Source organism: Actinomadura rifamycini DSM 43936 (assembly GCF_000425065.1).
GTDB classification, from domain to species: domain Bacteria; phylum Actinomycetota; class Actinomycetes; order Streptosporangiales; family Streptosporangiaceae; genus Spirillospora; species Spirillospora rifamycini.
Genome location: NZ_AULB01000027.1, coordinates 46,883 through 61,956, shown reverse-complemented (window position 1 = coordinate 61,956; position 15,074 = coordinate 46,883). Strand labels below are relative to the sequence as shown.

The following is a 15,074-nucleotide window of genomic DNA, read 5'->3' as shown; positions in this document are numbered from 1 at the left end:
GGGCCGCGGGCACGGCCGGCGCGCCCCCGGGACGGACTCAGATCTGCACGCGGGCCTCGACGGCCTTGGCGATCTCCTCGACCGCCTCGCCGATCGGCACGGCGTTCTTCTGCTCCCCGCTGCGGTAGCGGAACGACACCGCGTCCTTGGCGACGTCGTCGTCGCCCGCCAGCAGCATGTAGGGGATCTTCTGCTTCTGCGCGTTGCGGATCTTCTTCTGCATGCGGTCGGAGGAGGTGTCGACCTCCACCCGGATCCCCCGCTCGCGCAGCGCCCCGGCGACCTTCTCCAGGTGCGGGACGTGCGCGTCGCCGATCGGGATCCCGACGACCTGGACGGGCGCCAGCCACGGCGGCATCGCGCCCGCGTAGTGCTCGACGAGCACGCCCAGGAACCGCTCGATGGAGCCGAACAGCGCCCGGTGGATCATCACCGGCTGCCGGCGGGTGCCGTCGGACGCCTGGTACTCCAGCCCGAACCGCTTCGGCTGGTTGAAGTCGAGCTGGATGGTCGACAGCTGCCAGGTCCGGCCGATGGCGTCCTTGGCCTGCACCGAGATCTTCGGCCCGTAGAACGCCGCGCCGCCCGGGTCGTCGACCAGGTCGAGGCCGGACTCCCCGGCCGCCTGCCGCAGCGCCTCGGTGGCCTCCGCCCACTCGGCGTCCTCGCCGATGAACTTGTCGGAGTCGTCCTTGGTGGACAGCTCCAGGTAGAACTCCGAGAGACCGAAGTCGCGCAGCACGCTGAGCACGAAGTCCAGCAGCGACTTGATCTCGTCGCCCATCTCCTCCTTGGTGGTGTAGATGTGGGCGTCGTCCTGGGTCATGCCGCGCACGCGGGTGAGGCCGTGCACCACCCCGGACTTCTCGTACCGGTAGACCGAGCCGAACTCGCACAGGCGCAGCGGCAGCTCGCGGTAGGACCGTCCGCGCGACCGGAAGATGAGGTTGTGCATCGGGCAGTTCATCGGCTTGACCCGGTACTCGACCTCGTCCACCTCGAAGGGCGGGAACATGTCGTCGCCGTAGTACGGCAGGTGGCCGGAGATCTCGAACAGCGACGACTTGGTGATGTGCGGGGTGTTGACGAACTCGTAGCCCGCCTCGTGCTGCCGCCGCCGCATGTAGTCCTCCATCTCCTTGCGGATGATTCCGCCCTTGGGATGGAAGACGGGCAGCCCGCTGCCGAGCTCCGGCGGGAAGGAGAACAGGTCGAGTTCCGCGCCGAGCCTGCGGTGGTCGCGCTTCTCGGCCTCCTCGAGGAACTTCAGGTACTCGTCCTGCTTCTCGCGGGACTCCCACGCGGTGCCGTAGATGCGCTGGAGCTGCGGGTTCTTCTCGCTGCCGCGCCAGTAGGCGCCGCCGGAGCGCATCAGCTTGAACGCCGGGATGACGCGGGTGCTCGGCAGGTGCGGGCCGCGGCACAGGTCCTTCCAGCGCGGCTCGCCGGACTTGGCGTCGAGGTTGTCGTAGATGGTGAGCTCGCCCGCGCCGACCTCGACGGCCGCGCCCTCGGCCGCGTCCTCGGCGCCGCCGCCCTTGAGGCCGATCAGCTCGAGCTTGTAGGGCTCGGCGGCCAGCTCGGCGCGGGCGTCGTCGTCGGACACCGGGCGCCGGGCGAACCGCTGCCCCTGCTTGACGATCTCGCGCATCTTCTTCTCGATGCGCTTGAGGTCCTCGGGGGTGAACGGCTCGGCGACGTCGAAGTCGTAGTAGAAGCCGTTCTCGACGGGCGGGCCGATGCCGAGCTTCGCCTCGGGGAACAGCTCCTGGACGGCCTGCGCCATGACGTGCGCGGCGGAGTGCCGCATGATGGCGCGCCCGTCGTCGGAGCCGATCTCCACGGGCTCGACGCGGTCGCCGTCGCGCAGCTCGCCGGCGAGGTCGCGCAGCTCGCCGTTCACCCGCGCGGCGACGACGGTGCGGCCGTCGGCGTCGAGGGCCTGCCCGGCGGTCGAGCCGGCGGGTACCACCCGTTCGCTCCCGTCGAGGGTGATGCGCAGCTCAGACACGGTGGACACGGATACTCCTCGCGATGGCGGTTCGGGATCGGCGGGTTCCGATGCTATCGAGTCGGGAACTCCGCCGGACGCATCCCGCCCCTTCGGCTCGTCCATTCGCCTGCCTCCTTCGTCCGGGGGCGGGCTCCGGCGCGATCCCGGAAAGCGGTGAGGCCCCGGGATCGCTCCCGGGGCCTCACCGCGTGCAATGTCAGGACATGCGGCCGTGGCGCCGGGGGTGACCCGGCGTCGTCGTCTCGAAGACGTTCCCGCTCACGGCTCGCATGCCTCCAGGGTATAGGACGGGGGCGCTCACGCGCGGGCCCGCATGGTGAGCTTGTCCATGTCCTCCAGCTCCCGGCCCTTGGTCTCCGGGACGACCCGCCACGTGAACAGGAACGCGAGGGCGGCGAACAGCGTGTACAGGCCGTACGCGAGGACGAGCGACACGCTCGACAGCTCGGGGAACGTCGTCGTGATGATCCAGTTCGCGATCCACTGCGACGCGGTCGCGACGGCGAGGGCGGCCGCGCGGATGAAGTTGTTGAACATCTCGCCGAGCATCACCCACACGACCGGGCCCCACGTCGCGGCGAACGAGGCGACGAACACGTTGGCGGCGACCAGCGCGATCGGGCCGGCGACGTCGCCCAGCGCGGGCTCCCCGTCCACCACGGTCGCGGTGGAGAAGCAGACGGCCAGCGTGCCGAGCGACAGCGTCATCCCGGCGGCGCCGCCCAGCAGCAGCGGCCGCCGCCCGACCCGGTCGATCAGCGCGATCGCCACCAGCGTGAACAGCACGTTGACCACCGAGTTGATCACCGAGGTGAACATGGCGTCGCTCTCGTTGTAGCCGACGGCCTGCCACAGCGACGACGAGTAGTAGAAGATCACGTTGATGCCGACGAACTGCTGGAACACCGACAGCAGGATGCCGACCCACACGACCGCCAGCAGCCCGAACGTGCGCCCGCGCAGGTCCCGCAGGCGCACCGGCCGGTCGGCGCTGATCGACCGGGCGATCTGCCGGATCTTGGCGTCCACCTCGCTCGGCCTCATCAGCTTCGCCAGGACGTCCCGGGCCCGCGCCGTCTCGTGCCGCTTCACCAGGTACCGCGGCGACTCCGGGATGGTCGTCGCGATCACCCCGTAGACGACGGCGGGCACGATCGCGCTGGCGAACATCCACCGCCAGGCCGTCCCGCCCCACGGGAAGTCGCCGCTCGCGCCGCCGTCGGAGACCTCCGCGATGACGTAGTCGACGACCAGCGCGGCGAAGATGCCGAGGACGATCGCCATCTGCTGGAGCGAGCCGAGCCGCCCGCGCAGCTCGGCGGGCGCGATCTCGGCGATGTAGGCGGGGGCGATGACCGACGCCGCGCCGATCGCGAGGCCGCCGACGACCCGCCAGAACGTCAGGTCGGCCGCGCTGAACGCCAGCGCGGAGCCGAGCGAGCTGACCACGAACAGGACGGCGGCGATCAGCATGACGCGGACGCGGCCGAGCCGGTCGGCGAGCGGGCCCGCGAACCAGGCGCCGACGGCGCAGCCGAGCAGCGCCGACGACACCACGAAGCCGACCGAGAAGTCGCTGAGGCCGAACTCGTCCTCGATCGCGCCGACCGCGCCGTTGATCACCGAGGAGTCGTAGCCGAACAGGAAGCCGCCGAGGGCCGCCGCGCCCGCGAGGAGCGCGGCGGTCGCGGCCGAGTGGGAGGGGGCGTGGCCGGGCGGCGACTCCTCCGGAGCCGGGCCGTCGCTGTCCGATGCGGTCATGCCCGGCGATCTTCCCGGGAGCGTCGACCTTATGCGGGACGCCGTCCGGGAGCGGGCGCGCACGTCGTGGGCGCGGCGTCCTCAGTCCCGGACGGCCACGCCCAGGACGTGCGGGGACGCCGGGTTGGGCGGACCGGAGTCGGGGAACGCGAACCGGCGCTCGGCGCGGACGGTGAACCCGAGGCGCGGGATGAGCGCGTCGGTGGGCCGGGCCAGCCGGCAGCCCCCCGCCAGGAACGGCCACACCAGGTCGGCGCACCGCTGGAAGCGCACCTGGCGCGGCGTGCTCCCCCGGACGTGCTCGTAGTAGCGCAGCTCGCCGCCCGGTTTCAGGACCCGCCTGATCTCGGCGAGCGCGCGCAGCGGGTCGCGCACCGAGCACAGCACCAGCGACACCACGACGACGTCGAACGAGGCGGCGTCCAGCCCGAGGTCCTCGGCGCGTCCGGGGCGCACCGAGACGGGGACGGGCGCGCGGGCGGCCGCGGCGATCGCGCCGCGGCGCAGCCGCGGCTCCGGCTCCACCGCGACGACCTCGGTGACCTCCGGCGGGTAGTGCGGGAAGTTGGCCCCGTGGCCGGCGCCGACCTCCAGGACGCGTCCGGACGCGCCGGCGAGCAGCTCCGCGCGGTGCGCGTCCACGCCCGCCTTCGCGGACGCGGCGGCGATCCGCGGGTAGAGCCGGGCGAAGATCGGATGCCTCAGGTCCGTCATGTCCGCAGTGTCCGTCCGCCGGCGATCATGCGCAAGATCGCGTCACCGTGCCGGGCGGCCCCGCCCGATACCCGGGGGCCGGTCCGGATCTCCCTCCACAGGTGCAGGCGTGCCCGTTCCCGCACGTCCTAGGCTTCCTACCTAATGAACGAGACGGACCATTTCGACGCGGGGCGGCCGCGGCTGACGGCCGGCGTGCGCTCCGCCGTGCTGCCGGGCGGGGACGAGCCGGGCGTCACGCTCCTGCCCGCGCACCCCGCGCTGCGCTACCCCCTGCTGGCGTTCCTGCTCGCCCTGACGATCGGGTTCACCGCCGGGTCGATCGCCATCTCCATCGTCGCGGACGGCATGGACCCCGGTGTCGCCTGGCCGCTCGGCGTCCTGCAGGCGGCGCCGCTGATCTTCGCGGCGCGCTGGCCGCTGCGGGCGTGGCGGACGGCCGCGGCGGGGATGCTGCTGATCGTCCTGGTCCGGCCCGGCGACGCGTTCATGCCGTGGCCGGTCACGGCCATCCTGGCGATGGTGGTGATCCTGTTCTTCGTCGGCGTCGGCTGCGACCGGGAGACGACCGTCGGCGTGGGGGCGGTCACGATCGCGGGGGTGTTCGCGCCGGCGGTGCTGTTCGGGACGCCCGGCTGGTTCGGCACGATCCTCGCCGGGCTCGCGGCGCTGGCGCTGACGTTCGGCGACGCGGTCGGCGGCCGGCACTCGGCGATGGCGGAGCTGCGCCGCCGCGAGGAGCAGCACCGCGAGGACCTCGCCCGGCAGGCGGTGCTGGAGGAGCGGGCCCGGATCGCGCGGGAGCTGCACGACGTGGTGGCGCACCACATGTCGGTGATCGCGATGCAGGCGGAGGCGGCCCCGTACAAGATCCCCGAGCTGCCGGACGCGGCGCGACAGACGTTCGGCGTCGTGCGCGACGCGGCGCGCGAGGCGCTGACCGAGACGCGGCGGGTGGTGGGGCTGCTGCGCTCCGACGACGAGGGCGCCGAGCGCGCCCCGCAGCCGGGGCTGGCGCTGCTGGACGACCTGGTCTCCACGGCGCGCCGGGCGGGGCTGTCGGTGGCCACCGTGGTCACCGGGATGCCGCGGCCGCTCAACGCGGGCGTGGACCTGTCGGCGTACCGGATCGTCCAGGAGTCGCTCAGCAACGCCGCCCGGTACGCGCCGGGCTCGCGGGTGCACATCGAGGTGCGGTACGGACCGGAGTCGCTGCGGGTCACGGTGACCGACGACGGCGCCCGCAGCACGCCCGCGGAGTCGCACGGCGGCGGCCACGGCCTGGTCGGGATGCGCGAGCGGGCGATGATGCTGGGCGGCGGCCTGGAGGCGGGCCCGCTCGAGCGCGGGGAGGCCGGCGAGCGGGCCGCGGAGGGCGGGGACGGCCCGGAGGGGTGGCGGGTCGCCGCGGAACTTCCGTACGGGGACAACGACTGATCTTCCATGATCGATCCACGGCCGGGTGCCTTGACGCCGTAAGGTGGCGACGTGACGATTCGGGTGCTGATCGCCGACGACCAGGTGATGATCCGCGACGGGCTCGCGGCGCTGCTGTCCTCCGATCCGGGCATCGAGGTGGTCGGGCAGGCGGGGAACGGCCGGGAGGCCGTGGAGATGGCCCGCGAACTCGATCCCGACGTGATCGTGATGGACATCCGGATGCCGGAGATGGACGGGCTGGCCGCCACCGCGGAGCTCGTCGGCACGCCGCTCGGCGACGCGAACGGGGACGCCGACCCGGCGGGCGCGCGGCCGAAGGTGCTCGTCCTCACCACCTTCGACCTGGACGAGTACGTCTACGAGGCGCTCGGGTCGGGCGCGAGCGGGTTCCTGCTGAAGGACGCGTCGGCGGCCGACCTCGTGAACGGGGTGCGGGTCGTGGCGGCGGGCGACGCGCTGCTGGCGCCGTCCATCACCCGGCGGCTGATCGGCGACTTCGCGCGGCGGCGCCGACACCAGCGGCCGAGCCCGCAGGCCACGGCCGGGCTGACGCCCCGGGAGCGGGACGTGCTGCGGCTCATGGCCCGCGGGCTGTCGAACGCGGAGATCGCGGCGGAGCTGGTGCTCGCCGAGCAGACCGTGAAGACGCACGTCGGGCACGTCCTGACGAAGCTGGGGCTCCGCGACCGCACGCAGGCCGTCGTCTACGCGTACGAGAACGGCCTGGTCGGCGGCTAGCCGGGCGTCCTCAGCGGGACGGGTCGAGGACGAGCTTGCCGGTGGTGCGGCGGGCGCGCAGGTCCTCGTGGGCGCGGCGGACCTCGGTGAGGCCGTACTCGCCGCCGCCGACCACCCGGAGCCGGCCGTCCGCGACGAGGCCGAACAGCTCGGTGAGGGCGGTGCGCATGACGTCGCCGGGCAGCCGGAAGACGTGCGCGAGCCACATGCCGGAGATCGTCGTGGAGTGCGACATCAGCGCGGCGGGCCGCACCGGGCTCGGCTCCTTGCGGGACGCCATGCCGTAGAACGCGAGGCGGCCGAACGGGGCGAGGGCCTTCATGCTCTCGTCGGTGACGGTGCCGCCGGTCATCTCCAGGACGGTGTCGACGCGGCGGCCGCCGTTGGCCTCGATGAGCGCGTCCTTCATGTTCGGCTCGTTCGCGTCGACGGCGACGTCGGCGCCCAGTTCGAGGGCGAGCGCGCGCTTCTCCTCCGACGAGGCGGTGGCGATGACGCGGCCCGCGCCCCACGCCTTGGCGAGCTGCACGGCGAGGGTGCCGACACCGCCCGCGGCGGCGTGCACGACGACGGACTCGCCGGGCGCCAGGTGGACGTTGCGGCGCAGCAGCACCCACGCGGACGCGCCCTGCACGATCATGCCGAGGGCGGTGGTGTCGTCGACGGCGTCGGGGACGTCCCAGGCGAGCGACTCGGGCGCGACGGCCTTCTCGGCGTAGCCGCCGGTGCCGACGAGCGCGACGACGCGGCGCCCGTCCGGGGTGGTGCCGACGACCTCGCCGCCGGGCACCATCGGCAGGGCGGACTCGGCGAGGTAGCTGTTCTCGGCCTGGTGGGTGTCGGCGTAGTTGATCCCGGCGCGGGCGACGTCGATGAGCAGGTGCCCGGGCCCGGCGACCGGGTCGGGAAGCTCGGTGACGGTCAGCACTTCGGGACCGCCGAACTCGGTGATCTGGACGGCGCGCATGGTTCTCGGTGTCTCCTTCTGCTCGGCGGGCGGGTCAGCGGGGGCCGGGGACGCCGCGGAAGCGGAACGGCTCGGACGGCCGTCCGGGGACGACGTACCACGCCTCGCCCGCGCCGTCCCCGGCGAGGATGGACATGAACGCCTCGACGACGTCGGCGACCTCCAGGATCGGGAAGCCGGTCTCGTTCAGATGCCCGCGGATGCCCTCGAGGATGTCGGTGTCGGCGAAGGACGGGCACAGCGCGTTCACGCGGATGCCCTCGGGCAGGTAGGTCGGGCCGAGCGCGCGGACGAGGCCGACGACGGCGGCCTTGTTGGCGCCGTACACCGGGTCGAACGGGGTCGCGGTGAGCCCGGCCATGCTGGCGGTGGCGACGATGTCGCCGCCGCCGCGGGCGCGCAGCGCGGGCAGGGCGGCGTGCGCGCCGTACACGACGCCGTCGAGGTTGATGCTCATGGCGCGGCGGTAGGCCGCGGGGTCGAAGTCGTCGCCGACGCCGCCTCCCCCGGCGACGCCCGCGTTGAGGAACGCGACGTCCAGCCCGCCGAACCGGTCGACGGCGGCGGCGACGGCGGCCTCGCTGTCGGCGGGCTCGCGCACGTCGCAGCGGACGAACGCGCCGCCGATCTCGTCGGCGAGGGCGGCGCCGCCCCGCTCGTCCACGTCGGCGACGACGATCCGGGCGCCCCCGGCGGCGAGCCGGCGGGCGACCGCGGCCCCGATGCCGTTGGCGCCGCCGGTGATCAGCGCGACCTTGCCCGTGCCGTCGAAGCCGCTGCCGTCGACTCCCATGGGGACTCCCCTCCAAAGTAACTGACTCGTCAGTTACTCTAGCGGAATGGACTTCGGTTTGAGCGAGCGGGCGCAGGACCACCTCGGGCGCCTCCAGGACTTCATGGACTCCCACGTCTACCCGGCCGAGCCGGTGTACGCCGAGCAGCGGCGCGAGCTGCGCGCCGCGGGCCGCGAGCACCACGTGCCGCAGGTCGTCGAGGACCTCAAGGTCGAGGCGCGGAAGCGCGGCCTGTGGAACCTGTTCCTGCCCGACGCCGACGACCCGGCGCACGGGCTGTCCGTCACCGACTACGCGTCGCTGGCCGAGGTGACGGGCCGCTCCCCCAACCTCGCCCCGGAGGCCACCAACTGCGCGGCCCCCGACACCGGCAACATGGAGGTCCTGCACCTGTTCGGCACGCCCGAGCAGAAGGAGCGGTGGCTGGCGCCGCTGCTGAACGGCGAGATCCGCAGCGCGTTCGCGATGACCGAGCCGGACGTCGCCAGCTCCGACGCCCGCAACATCTCGACCCGGATCGAGCGGGACGGCGACCACTACGTGATCAACGGGCGCAAGTGGTGGATCAGCGGCTCCGCCGACCCGCGCTGCAAGATCATGATCGTGATGGGCAAGACGGACCCGGACGGCCACCCGTACCGGCAGCAGTCGATGGTGCTGGTGCCGGTCGACGCCCCGGGCGTTGAGATCGTCCGGCCGCTGCCCGTGTTCGGCTACCAGGACCAGCACGGCCACTGCGAGATCCGGCTGACCGACGTGCGGGTCCCGGTGGAGAACCTGATCGGCGAGGAGGGCGGCGGTTTCGCCATCGCGCAGGCGCGCCTCGGCCCCGGCCGCATCCACCACTGCATGCGCGCGATCGGGATGGCCGAGCGGGCGCTGGAGCTGATGTGCGAGCGCGCGGTGTCGCGGGAGGCGTTCGGCGGCCCGCTCGCCAAGCAGGGCGTCGTCCGGCAGCAGATCGCCGAGTCGCGGATGGCGATCGAGCAGGCGCGCCTGCTCACCCTGAAGACGGCCTGGATGATCGACGAGCACGGGGTGCAGGCCGCCCGGTCGGAGGTCGCGGCGATCAAGGTGATCGCGCCGCGCGTCGCGCTGGAGGTCGTGGACCGCGCCATCCAGGTGCACGGCGGCGCGGGCGTCAGCGACGACACCCCGCTGGCCGCGATGTGGGCGGGCCTGCGGACGCTGCGCCTCGCCGACGGGCCCGACGAGGTGCACGTCCGGTCCGTGGCGCGGGCCGAGCTGGGCAAGTACCTCGGCGAGTGAACGATCGGCGGACGAGCGAGTAGATGAGCGGATCGACGGGGGACGCGCCGCCGGGCGTGCGGCGGCGGATGCCGTACGCCCGGCGGCGCGAGCAGCTGCTGCAGGTGGCGCTGGCCGAGTTCGGCCGCCGCGGCTACCACCTGACGCAGATGGAGCACGTGGCGGCGGCGGCGCAGGTGTCCAAGGCGCTGCTGTACCAGCACTTCGCGTCCAAGGAGGAGCTGTTCGTCGAGGTGACCGAGGCGATCGTCGCCGAGCTCACCGGGCGGCTGAACGCGGCGGTGCTCGCCGAGCACGACTCGCGGGAGGGCATCCGGGCGATGATCCGGGTGCTGTTCGACTACGCCACCGAGGAGCCGGACGCGTGGGCGCTGGTCATCCGGCACCTGGACAAGCCCGAGGTGGGGCCGGAGCTGCGGGAGCTGCGCGACCGGCTCGGCACCGCGTTCGCGGACCTGCTGCTGCGGCGGCGGCGCGCCGACCCGAAGCTGTCGCCCGCCGCCCTCGCGGTGAACGAGCACCGGGCGCGGCTGCTCGTCCCGCTGATGTACGGGTCGATGCTGTCGATGGTGTCGTGGTGGCTGGAGCATCCGGACACGCCCCGGGAGCGGGCCGAGCAGATGGCGGTGGAGTTCATCTGGCTCGGCCTGGACCGGCTGCGCACGGGCGAGCGGCTGCCCAAGGGCTGACGGCGGCCGGGAGCGGGCGGGTCAGCGGGCCGCCGGCGTCGGCCCCGCGGCCCACCGGTCCTGACCGGGCGGCGCCGCGCGGCCGAAGACGGCGTCGCGGGCGGCGTCGAGGGCGGTCAGCACCGCGCCGCGCAGGATCGGGTCGCCCTCGACGACCGCGGCCCGGACTTCGGTGGCGGCCGGGGAGAGCCCGCCGAGCCGTTCCGCGACCAGGGCGGCCAGTGCGTCGCCGCCCGCACGGCCGAAGGCGCCGCCGAGCACGACGAGTCCCGGGTCGAGGACGGCGACGAGCGCGAACACCCCTTGGGCGATCCGGTCCGCGACGGTGGCCGGCGGGAGGCCGCGGACGGCGGGCGTCTCCAGCAGGCCGCAGAAGTCGGTCGCGCCGAACTTGAGCAGCCCGACCTCGCCCGCGCCGCCGGACGCGCCGCGCCGCAGCCGCCCGTCGAGGACGATCCCGGCGCCGATCCCGTCGTCCAGCCAGAGCAGCGCGAAGTCGGCGCGGCCCGCCGCCGCGCCGGCGCGGTGCTCGGCGATCGTGGCGAGGTTGACCTCGTTCTCCAGGATCACCCGGGCGCCGGTGCGCGCCGCCAGCGCGTCGCCGAGGTCGGCGCGCCCGCCGGGGACGCCGCTGGCGGTGACGAGGCCGGTGCGCGGCCGGACGAGCCCGGGGGTGCCGAGCACGATCGTGTGGGCGCCGAGGCCGGGCCCGGCCTCGGCGAGGGCCTCGGCGATCACCCCGTCGATGAAGGCGGGCAGGTCGGGGGCGGGCGGCAGGGGCCGCGTCACGGTGCTGGTCTCGGTCCCGGCGATGTCGGCGACGACCGCGTGGACGGCGTCGCGGCGCAGGTCGACGCCCGCGACGTGCGCGCGTCCGGCGACGAGGCCGTAGAGCCGGGCGTTCGGGCCGCGCCGGTCGGCGCCGGTCTCCCCCGCCCGCTCGACGAGGCCGCTCTCCCGGAGGCGCTCGATCAGGTCCGCGACGGTCGGCCGGGACAGCCCGGTGAGCGTGCGCAGCTGCGTGGCGGTCAGCGGGCCGTGCTCGAGCAGCAGGTCGAGGGCGAGCCGGTCGTTGATCGCCCTGGCCATCGTCGGGTCGGCGGTCTTCACGGCGCCCATATTAGTCAGGCTCCCTGCCGGAAAGCACTTTTCATCAGGAAGCCTTCCTGTTAGTTTGCCGGGCCATGAGCCACCACCGCGCGATAGCCGCCGTCTTCGCCGTCCACGGGGCCGTGGCGGGGACCCTCGCGACCCGCATCCCGTGGATCGAGCACCGCCTCGACCTCGGCCCCGGCGTCCTCGGCCTCGCCCTGCTGTGCCCGTCCATCGGCGCGTTCCTCGCCATGCCGACCGCGAGCCGGCTCGCGCACCGCATCGGCGAGCGTCCCGCCGTCCGGATCCTGATCGGGTTGTGGTGCGCGGTCCTGCTGCCGCCCGCGCTGTCGCCCGCGCCCGGCTGGCTGTTCGCGGCGATGCTCCTGTACGGCGCGGCCGCCGGCATGTCGGACGTCGTCATGAACGGCCACGCCGTCAACGTCGAGCGGCACCTCGGGCGCCCGATCATGTCGGGGCTGCACGGGCTGTGGTGCGTCGGCAGCATGCTGGCGGGCGGCATCGGCGTCGTGGCGGCGCACGGGCGGGTCGACGCCCGGATCCACTTCGGGCTGATGGCGGCCGCCCTGCTCGCGGCGGGCCTCCTCGCGGGGCGGGGCCTGCTCGCGCACCGGGCGGCGGCGGACGCCCCGGCACCGCGCCGCTACACGCTGCCGAACCGCGCCATCCTCGGCATCGGCCTCGTCGGCTTCTGCGCGACGTTCGCCGAGGGGGCGAGCGCCGACTGGTCGGCGGTCTACCTCACCGAGGTCACCGGGGCCGGGCCCGGCGTCGCGGCCGCGAGCTTCACCGGGTTCATGGCGTTCATGGCGGCGACGCGCATGGTCGGCGACCGGCTCGTCCGCGCGTTCGGGCCGGTCCGGGTCGTGCGCTGCGGCGGCGCGACCGCGGTGCTGGGCGGCGTCCTGGTCGTGACGGCCCGGACCCCGGTGCCGGGCATCGCGGGCTTCGCCCTGATCGGCATCGGCGTCGCGACCGTCCTGCCGCTGGTGTTCGCCGCGGCGGGCGACCGGGGCCGGACGCCCGGCGAGGGCGTCGCGGGCGTCGCCACCATCACCTACCTGTCGGTCCTGACCGCCCCGGCCGCCACGGGCTGGCTCGCCGAGGGCCTGTCGTACCCGGCCGCCTTCGGCGCGATCACGTGCGTGGTCGCGGTGATGGCCCTGTCCGCCGGGCGCCTGGCGGCCGGCCGGGACGGCGGCGGGTCCGGAGCGGGGGCCGCGCCCGAACCCGCCGCGGCCGGCGGGCCCGCGCCCCGCTAGGCGAGGTCGGCGAGGGCCTCGGCGGCGCGGTGGCAGTCGTGGAAGGTGCAGTACAGCGGGACGGGCGCGAGCCGGACGACGTCCGGTTCGCGCGCGTCCGCCACGACGCCGTGGGACTCGGCGAGCCGCCGCACGAGCCCGCCCGCGTCCGCGACCCGCAGCGACAGCTGGCTGCCGCGCGCCGCCGGGTCGGCCGGGGTGATGATCCGGACGCCGCCGACGGGCGCGAGGCGCGCCGCGAGGTAGCCGGTCAGCCGCTCGCTGCGGGCGCGCAGCGCGTCCATCCCGACGCGGTCGAAGATCTCCAGGGACGCCAGGACGGGCGCGAGCGCGAGGATCGGCGGGTTCGACAGCTGCCACGCGTCGGCGGACGCGGGCGGGGCGATGTCGGGGTCCATCCGGAACCGGACGGACGGTTCGGTGCCCCACCATCCCGACAGCTTCGGCACCGACGCGTCCCGCACGTGCCGCTCGTGGACGAAGCAGCCCGCGACCGCGCCCGGGCCGGAGTTCAGGTACTTGTAGGTGCACCAGGCGGCGAAGTCGACGTCCCAGTCGTGCAGCCGCAGCGGGACGTTCCCGGCGGCGTGCGCGAGGTCCCAGCCGACGACCGCGCCCGCCGCCCGGCCCGCCTTGGTGATCGCGGGCATGTCCATGAGCTGCCCGGTCAGGTAGTTCACCCCGCCGAGCATGACGAGCGCGACCGTGTCCCCCTCGCGCTCGAGGAACGCGAGGACGTCCTCGGTGCGCAGGTGCTCCTCGCCGTCGCGGGGCCGCAGCCGGACGACCGCCGCCGCCGGGTCGAGCCCGTGGTGGACGGCCTGGCTCGCGACGGCGTAGGAGTCGGACGGGAACGCGGCGTCCTCGATGACGATGCGGGTCCGGCGCCCGGACGGCCGGTAGAAGCTCGCCATCATCAGGTGCAGGTTCACCGTCAGCGAGTTCATCGCGACGACCTCGTGCGGGAGCGCGCCGACGAGCCGCGCCGCGGGCTCGCGGAGCAGTTCGTGGTAGTCGACCCACGGGCGGCGGGCGCGCGTGTGCCCCTCGACGGCGAGCCGCGCCCAGTCGTCCAGTTCCTCGCGGAGCCGCCCGGCGACCGCCTTCGGCTGCAGGCCGAGGGAGTTGCCCGCGAAGTACGCGGCCTCCGCGTACCGGCCGCCGGGGGCGGGCGGGACGAGGAACTCGTCGCGCAGCGCGGGCACCGGGTCGGTGCCGTCCAGCCGCAGGGCCTCGGTCTCGGCGGCGCTCACGCGGCGCCCTCCTCGGCGAGGGCCGCCGCGGCGGCGGGGGCGAAGAAGTCCGCCGCGTTGCCGCCGAGCAGCCGGGCGCGGTCGGCGTCGTCCAGGCCGGGGCAGGCCCGGATCGTCGCGCCCGGGTCCTGCTCGCCGAGCGGGAACGGGTAGTCGGTGCCGAGCATGACGCGGTCGGTCCCCATGACGTCCACCAGGAGCCGCAGCGCGCGCGGGTCGAACACGGCGGAGTCGACGTGGAAGCGGTCGGTGTACTCCGACGGGGGCCGCGGCGAGTCGGCGCGGACGATGTCGCGGCGCCGCCACGCGTTGTCGGCGCGGCCCAGCAGGAACGCGAAGCTGCCGCCGCCGTGGCAGAAGCAGAGCCGCAGCGTCTCGGGGATCCGCTCGAACGCGCCGGACAGCATCAGCCCGAGGATGCTGAGCTGCGTCTCGGCGGGCATGCCCGACAGCCACGGCAGCATGTGGCCGCGCATCCGGTCGGCGCCCAGCATGTCCCACGGGTGGGCGAGGACCGGCAGGCCGAGGTCCGCGCAGTGCGCGAGGAACTCGACGATGCCGGGGTCGTCCATGTTGCGGTCGCCGACGTGGTTGCCGATGTGGACGCCGCGGTGCCCGGCCGCCGCCGCCCGCGCCGCGACCCGGCGGGCCAGCTCCGCGTCCTGCAGGGGGACCTGGCAGAGCGGGAGCAGCCGGGCCGGGTCCGCGGCGCAGTACTCCAGGATGCGGTCGTTGACCAGGTCGCACCAGTCCGCGGCGCGGGCCGGGTCGGCCCCGTACCCGAACATCAGCGGGGTGGACGACACGGCCTGGACGTCGACGCCGGCGGCGTCCATGTCGGCGAGCCGGCGCGCCGGGTCCCACAGGCCCTCCTCGACGGGCCGGTACTCGCTGTCGCCGCTCATCATCATGCCGGTGCCGTCGCCGTGGACGCGCAGCCACGGCTCGCCCTCGTCGGCGAGGACGCGGCCGTCCGCGCGGCCGAGGCGGGGGAAGACGTGCGCGTGGACGTCGATGACTGTCACGGAGCCTCCGTCGGGAACTGTCGGGCGGGCGCTGC

Annotated in this window: 13 protein-coding genes; 5 read left to right on the top strand and 8 right to left on the bottom strand. The window is 74.4% G+C overall.

Annotation, left to right across the window (positions count from 1 at the left end):
- Positions 1–37: 37 nt before the first annotated feature.
- The 3 genes from thrS to H505_RS0124930 all read right to left on the bottom strand — a co-directional run bounded on the left by thrS (position 38) and on the right by H505_RS0124930 (position 4,489).
- Positions 38–2,020: a threonine--tRNA ligase gene (thrS, locus tag H505_RS0124940; protein ID WP_026404157.1), complete on the bottom strand. Its 1,983-nt coding sequence runs from the start codon at positions 2,018–2,020 to the stop codon at positions 38–40.
- Positions 2,021–2,311: 291 nt separating this feature from the next.
- Positions 2,312–3,775 carry a sugar porter family MFS transporter gene (locus H505_RS0124935; protein ID WP_026404156.1) on the bottom strand — a complete coding sequence of 488 codons (1,464 nt, stop codon included), beginning with the start codon at positions 3,773–3,775 and terminating at the stop codon, positions 2,312–2,314.
- Positions 3,776–3,856: 81 nt separating this feature from the next.
- Positions 3,857–4,489: a class I SAM-dependent methyltransferase gene (locus tag H505_RS0124930; RefSeq protein ID WP_026404155.1), complete on the bottom strand. Its 633-nt coding sequence runs from the start codon at positions 4,487–4,489 to the stop codon at positions 3,857–3,859.
- A gap of 144 nt (positions 4,490–4,633) precedes the next feature.
- Here H505_RS0124930 and H505_RS44190 point away from each other — a divergent pair, with 144 nt between their 5' ends.
- The gene (locus H505_RS44190) at positions 4,634–5,926 is read left to right on the top strand and encodes a sensor histidine kinase (RefSeq protein WP_064743698.1); all 1,293 of its coding nucleotides are present in this window, start codon (positions 4,634–4,636) and stop codon (positions 5,924–5,926) included.
- Between the two features lie 87 nt (positions 5,927–6,013).
- The gene (locus tag H505_RS0124920) at positions 6,014–6,667 is read left to right on the top strand and encodes a LuxR C-terminal-related transcriptional regulator (RefSeq protein WP_034519729.1); all 654 of its coding nucleotides are present in this window, start codon (positions 6,014–6,016) and stop codon (positions 6,665–6,667) included.
- A 10-nt stretch (positions 6,668–6,677) separates the two neighbouring features.
- Here the strand turns inward: H505_RS0124920 and H505_RS0124915 are convergent, their stop codons facing one another.
- Complete coding sequence (locus tag H505_RS0124915) at positions 6,678–7,634, bottom strand: quinone oxidoreductase family protein (protein ID WP_026404153.1); 957 nt, start codon at positions 7,632–7,634, stop codon at positions 6,678–6,680.
- A 34-nt stretch (positions 7,635–7,668) separates the two neighbouring features.
- Complete coding sequence (locus tag H505_RS0124910; RefSeq protein ID WP_026404152.1) at positions 7,669–8,427, bottom strand: SDR family oxidoreductase; 759 nt, start codon at positions 8,425–8,427, stop codon at positions 7,669–7,671.
- 46 nt (positions 8,428–8,473) lie between these two features.
- Between H505_RS0124910 and H505_RS0124905 the strand changes: the two genes are divergently transcribed.
- The gene (locus H505_RS0124905) at positions 8,474–9,697 is read left to right on the top strand and encodes an acyl-CoA dehydrogenase family protein (RefSeq protein WP_026404151.1); all 1,224 of its coding nucleotides are present in this window, start codon (positions 8,474–8,476) and stop codon (positions 9,695–9,697) included.
- 23 nt (positions 9,698–9,720) lie between these two features.
- Positions 9,721–10,386 carry a TetR/AcrR family transcriptional regulator gene (locus H505_RS0124900; protein WP_026404150.1) on the top strand — a complete coding sequence of 222 codons (666 nt, stop codon included), beginning with the start codon at positions 9,721–9,723 and terminating at the stop codon, positions 10,384–10,386.
- A gap of 21 nt (positions 10,387–10,407) precedes the next feature.
- On the opposite strand, the gene H505_RS44185 is transcribed toward H505_RS0124900, so the two are convergent.
- Positions 10,408–11,496: an ROK family transcriptional regulator gene (locus H505_RS44185; RefSeq protein ID WP_211238552.1), complete on the bottom strand. Its 1,089-nt coding sequence runs from the start codon at positions 11,494–11,496 to the stop codon at positions 10,408–10,410.
- A gap of 74 nt (positions 11,497–11,570) precedes the next feature.
- On the opposite strand from H505_RS44185, the gene H505_RS44180 reads away from it, so the two are divergent.
- Positions 11,571–12,761 carry an MFS transporter gene (locus H505_RS44180; RefSeq protein WP_034519676.1) on the top strand — a complete coding sequence of 397 codons (1,191 nt, stop codon included), beginning with the start codon at positions 11,571–11,573 and terminating at the stop codon, positions 12,759–12,761.
- Here the strand turns inward: H505_RS44180 and kynU are convergent.
- Positions 12,758–14,014: a kynureninase gene (kynU, locus tag H505_RS0124885; RefSeq protein WP_026404149.1), complete on the bottom strand. Its 1,257-nt coding sequence runs from the start codon at positions 14,012–14,014 to the stop codon at positions 12,758–12,760. The genes H505_RS44180 and kynU overlap by 4 nt on opposite strands.
- Positions 14,011–15,039 (bottom strand): amidohydrolase family protein, encoded by a 1,029-nt coding sequence (locus tag H505_RS0124880; protein WP_026404148.1) that lies wholly within the window; start codon positions 15,037–15,039, stop codon positions 14,011–14,013. The genes kynU and H505_RS0124880 overlap by 4 nt, the downstream gene beginning before the upstream one ends.
- Positions 15,040–15,074 lie beyond the last annotated feature (35 nt).

What these genes read in the sequence shown, in the direction of transcription:
- H505_RS0124915 (WP_026404153.1), bottom strand. Translation starts at nt 7,634, where the DNA reads ATGCGCGCCGTCCAGATCACCGAGTTCGGCGGTCCCGAAGTGCTGACC.
- H505_RS0124900 (WP_026404150.1), top strand. Translation starts at nt 9,721, where the DNA reads ATGAGCGGATCGACGGGGGACGCGCCGCCGGGCGTGCGGCGGCGGATG.
- H505_RS0124920 (WP_034519729.1), top strand. Translation starts at nt 6,014, where the DNA reads ATGATCCGCGACGGGCTCGCGGCGCTGCTGTCCTCCGATCCGGGCATC.
- H505_RS0124905 (WP_026404151.1), top strand. Translation starts at nt 8,474, where the DNA reads ATGGACTTCGGTTTGAGCGAGCGGGCGCAGGACCACCTCGGGCGCCTC.
- H505_RS44190 (WP_064743698.1), top strand. Translation starts at nt 4,634, where the DNA reads ATGAACGAGACGGACCATTTCGACGCGGGGCGGCCGCGGCTGACGGCC.
- H505_RS0124910 (WP_026404152.1), bottom strand. Translation starts at nt 8,427, where the DNA reads ATGGGAGTCGACGGCAGCGGCTTCGACGGCACGGGCAAGGTCGCGCTG.
- H505_RS44180 (WP_034519676.1), top strand. Translation starts at nt 11,571, where the DNA reads ATGAGCCACCACCGCGCGATAGCCGCCGTCTTCGCCGTCCACGGGGCC.
- H505_RS0124935 (WP_026404156.1), bottom strand. Translation starts at nt 3,775, where the DNA reads ATGACCGCATCGGACAGCGACGGCCCGGCTCCGGAGGAGTCGCCGCCC.
- H505_RS0124930 (WP_026404155.1), bottom strand. Translation starts at nt 4,489, where the DNA reads ATGACGGACCTGAGGCATCCGATCTTCGCCCGGCTCTACCCGCGGATC.